The following is a 4,113-nucleotide window of genomic DNA, read 5'->3' as shown; positions in this document are numbered from 1 at the left end:
AGTTGTTTTTCCAAGCTTAATTGATAAGAAGGCGCGCTAATATGGGAACGCGAGCAAGACCTTTATGGCAACTCCCGACAAGGTTTTGCCAAAGAAAACTTTAGGTGTCCGTTTAAATACCAAGGGCAGTACTATGACAATGAGGTTGAGTTGTGCTACAATAGGTTTAGGTATTATCACCCTGAGACGGGTAGGTATATAAGTGAAGACCCTATTGAGTTTTTATCTGGGGAGCCTAACTTTTTCGCTTATGTAAGTGATACCAATGCTTGGGTGGATTTGCTGGGGTTAGACAAAGTTGTGCCTGTTGATGTTATACTTTTTGGGAGTAGAAATGAACCTAAACCAGTAAGAGAAGGAAAAGATATTAAAGTGGAAGAAGATGGAATTGTTAAATCTCAAAAAAACAAAGAAAAGAAAACAGGAAAATCTGCTTTTTCCTTTCCTTTAGAAAATGCTCCTTTAACAGGACATTATCATACTATAAAAGCAGGTACTGAGCTTCCTAATGGTTTAGAAATTATTAATGATGGAGAACCTTTTGGAGAACATAGTAAAGGACATTATACTATATATCCCACAGAAGACATGCTTTTTGAGGAATTTCAAAAAAGAGTAAGTAGTATAGAGACAGAATATGGAGGAAAAAAAAGTTATAAATAATATATATGAGATTAACTCAATCCTAACAAAATTTCAAAATGATAAGAAAAAATATTTTTATTTTTTAGAACGAATGGATGAAAAAGAGTTTTTCAGTCTTTTGAGTAAAAGAAAGATAGACTCTTTACGATTTGTGAACTTATTGTTTTTATTTGCGAATTATACATTGATTATAGAAAAATTTTATTATTCTTTGATATATCTTGCAACAGTTGGAACAGAGTCAGAAGTTATAAATTCTATCTATTTATTAAAGAATATTCCTTACGAATGGTTAAGAGATAAATTAAAAGAAGTTATTCCTGAGATAGTAGAATTAATTAAGAGTGAAGATGAAGAGGAAAAGCATTATGTATATAACAAAATATTATCTTTATATTATTTTTTAGGATATAAGGAGGAATTAGATGATTTTATAAATAATATATGTAAAGGACATCAAATTGAGCTTATTAGAGAATTATATGATGATTGGAAAGACTGGAAAAAATAATTTAAAATGAAAGTATATAGATTAACAGCAGATATTGATCGTAAATATGCTCAAATACACTCCCAAATGGAACAAGAACCCAAAGAAGGTATCACTGTAATGTGGGATGATTGGTTAGTTAAAGGTAATATTATTCCTGATTTTATTTTTAGTGTATATTCAATATCTAAAACAAAAATCATCGAAGATTTACAGAATAGATTCAATGGGTTAGAAAAAATTAAGTTACTATGGGAGAAAAATCCTAAGGAGGAAGTAGCAAAAAATATCCATCGTTTAAATTAGTAGCAAATTATGATGAAGATAATGCTCCTGCTATTTTGGTTCATAAAGAAGGGCATAATAATAGAAAGTTAGAACTAACAGAGAAAGGGGAAAAAGGAACTGTATCAACAAAACAGGTAGATCCTATGACAAATAAACCTTTTGTTTCTGTAAGAGATTTAGTCGCAAGAGATATAAAAGAATTAAGAAGAGTTTACTCTAATGTCTCTAATGAAAAGCTAAAAGAACTTATTGAATTAAACAAATCTATGTATCCAGAGATGAAGGTAAAGTCTCAGAGAAGAAAAATGTACGGAATTTAATTTTTTTATTATGAATAGTGAAGAAATTGCAATATTATTTAGAAAAGAGATGAGAAAAGACTTTGAATATTATTTCAAAGTATTAAATAAATTATCTGGTAAATCAGTAAAAGATATTTATTGGAACAGTGCCCAAGAATTATATAATTCTATTAGTGAAAAAAATAAAGAAAATTTAAAAATATTTATACAATTGATAATAACAGAGGTTACAACTAATATGTTTTCTTTTGTTGATGGAATCGCTACTTTCAATGAGTTAGAAGGTCCTCTTGAATTGTATTGTAACGGGATTAAAGTTGGAGGTAGCATAGAGGAATATTTAAGAATTTTTTTTGAAGAAGAAGGTTTTTAGAAGATCTTCCTCTTGTAAAAAAAACTCATTACAAAAGAATCAAATGTAGGGGGAAGTGTTGGGGTAGTATAAGTAGAATACTTCCTACAGATGCCCCACCACTTGGATTTTTGAAGCAGGCTCTTTTGTGCCTTGTGGAAAGATTGTAAATGGCAAACATTACTCCATCATCACCGACCACTTAGGCACCCCCATAGAAGCCTACAACCAAGAAGGCGAGCTAATATGGGAACGCGAGCAAGACCTCTATGGCAACTCCCGTCAAGGTTTCGCTAAAGAAAACTTTAGATGTCCGTTCAAGTATCAAGGGCAGTACTACGACCCTGAAATAGAACTCTGTTACAATAGGTTTAGGTATTACTACCCTGAAACGGGACGATATATAAGTCAAGACCCAATAGGGTTTTTATCTGGGGAGCCTAACTTTTTTGCTTATGTAAGTGATACGAATGATGAAGTAGATATTTTTGGATTGGCTCCTAAAAACTATACAAGGAAAAGAAAAAAATATAATATTAGAGATAGAGGAGCTTTATCTGAACATAAAGGTAAACAAGGAGTTTATATTCATTTCTATAAAACACCTGGTGGAGAAAAGAGAGTTTATGTTGGGCAAGCACAAGACTTAGGAAAAAGACCAAAACAATCTCACAAGGAGGTAGAAAGTGGCAAAAAAGGGAAAGACGATGATTACCAATACACAAAAGTTATAGTTGCGAAAAAAGAGATGTCTCCTCAAGAACTTAATGAATTAGAAGATACAATAATTAAAGAAAACGGTGGGCACAAATCTGACCTAAATTATAATCAAAGGGCAGCTCTAGGATTTGGATAGATTTAATATTTTATAAATATATAATACGATGAATGAATATAAAAAGAAAATAGGGGCTTACTACTATTTGTACAATGATTTTACGAATTATTTGGTGCAAAATGTGCCTTATCAGGTGCTTGAGATAAGCAAAGCTGAAGATTTTCAGAAGGCAATAAAGTATGCTAAGAGAAAGGGAATTGAGAAGATTGCAATTGCCTGCAATCCTTCCAAAGAGGATTTGTTATTGCTCGCGGAATTGCCCCTTAAAGGTATTGCAATAAGGGAGGTTGCACCCAAGACAGACCTCTCTTTTCTCAATCAGATTACAACATTAACGTATATTTCTATTGAGTTTACAGCTTCTGGGGTGTTAGATTTAGCTAATTTTCCTCATTTGGAAGTGCTAAATGTAGTTGCGGGTATAAAATTACTTCATATCAACAAGACTATAAAATTAAAACAAATATCCTTAAGGGAGTTTAAAGAACCTTTTGATAGTTGGGGAACAATTAACGTTGATATTGTGAAATTCTACGCTTGTACTATCACCTCTTTTGATTTCTTGAAAAATTGTACAGGTATAAAGACTCTTGAAGTTGAGAATAGTAGGAAATTGACCTCTATAAGTGGACTTAAAAATGCAGGCACGATAGAGCGGCTCTACTTAAAAAATTGTAAATACTTGACTGATTACTCAGCCTTCCCTGATTTTACGAACTTAAAATACTTGTATTTATTAAATTGTGGTGCTATGGAAAATTGTAAACTCTTTGAAGGTATGCAGCAATTGGAATATGCTTATATTGACATTGATATTGTAGATGGTAATGTGGATATATTGATGCAGAAGCCTGTCATATTTAAGAATTACAAACATTTTAACCATAAGAATAACCTTAGACTTGTGGGTAGTGTCTATGACAAACCTTATAATGAATTGTATAGAGGCAAAGAGTTAGCATATAAATTTTAGTTGTTAATGGTTTTGAGGTAACATTTAAAAGAAAAACTAACCACAAAAAACAACAATCACAACCCTCTAACAATCAGCAAATAACAAAACACCCCGCAAAATATTTCAAAAATAATTTTGCGGTATGAGTAGTTTGTTTATACTTTTTTCTTAAGAGAGCTAATGCAAATGGCAAGCATTACTCCATCATTACCGACCACTTAGGTACCCCCATAGAAGCCTACA

General features: G+C 31.9%; 7 protein-coding genes. All 7 read left to right on the top strand.

Annotation, left to right across the window (positions count from 1 at the left end):
- Positions 1–39 precede the first annotated feature (39 nt).
- Positions 40–663 (top strand): RHS repeat domain-containing protein, encoded by a 624-nt coding sequence (locus HMPREF1551_RS14365; protein WP_255344595.1) that lies wholly within the window; start codon positions 40–42, stop codon positions 661–663.
- Positions 638–1,156, top strand: coding sequence for a hypothetical protein (locus tag HMPREF1551_RS07935; RefSeq protein WP_021628576.1), 519 nt, complete (start codon positions 638–640; stop codon positions 1,154–1,156). The genes HMPREF1551_RS14365 and HMPREF1551_RS07935 overlap by 26 nt, the downstream gene beginning before the upstream one ends.
- Before the next feature lie 6 nt (positions 1,157–1,162).
- Positions 1,163–1,441 (top strand): hypothetical protein, encoded by a 279-nt coding sequence (locus HMPREF1551_RS07930; RefSeq protein ID WP_021628575.1) that lies wholly within the window; start codon positions 1,163–1,165, stop codon positions 1,439–1,441.
- 35 nt (positions 1,442–1,476) lie between these two features.
- A complete protein-coding gene (locus tag HMPREF1551_RS07925; protein WP_021628574.1) occupies positions 1,477–1,743 on the top strand; it encodes a hypothetical protein in 267 nt (88 codons plus the stop codon).
- Between the two features lie 10 nt (positions 1,744–1,753).
- On the top strand, positions 1,754–2,098 hold the full coding sequence (locus HMPREF1551_RS07920; RefSeq protein WP_021628573.1) for a hypothetical protein: 345 nt from the start codon (positions 1,754–1,756) through the stop codon (positions 2,096–2,098).
- A 127-nt stretch (positions 2,099–2,225) separates the two neighbouring features.
- Positions 2,226–2,933: an RHS repeat domain-containing protein gene (locus HMPREF1551_RS14360; protein ID WP_021628572.1), complete on the top strand. Its 708-nt coding sequence runs from the start codon at positions 2,226–2,228 to the stop codon at positions 2,931–2,933.
- Positions 2,934–2,961: 28 nt separating this feature from the next.
- Entirely contained in the window at positions 2,962–3,888 is a 927-nt protein-coding gene (locus HMPREF1551_RS07910) for a hypothetical protein (protein ID WP_021628571.1), read from the top strand.
- Positions 3,889–4,113: the final 225 nt, after the last annotated feature.

This window comes from Capnocytophaga sp. oral taxon 863 str. F0517 (assembly GCF_000466425.1).
GTDB lineage: Bacteria > Bacteroidota > Bacteroidia > Flavobacteriales > Flavobacteriaceae > Capnocytophaga.
Note: the sequence above shows the minus strand (reverse complement) of the source record. Positions and strands in the feature narration are given on the sequence as shown.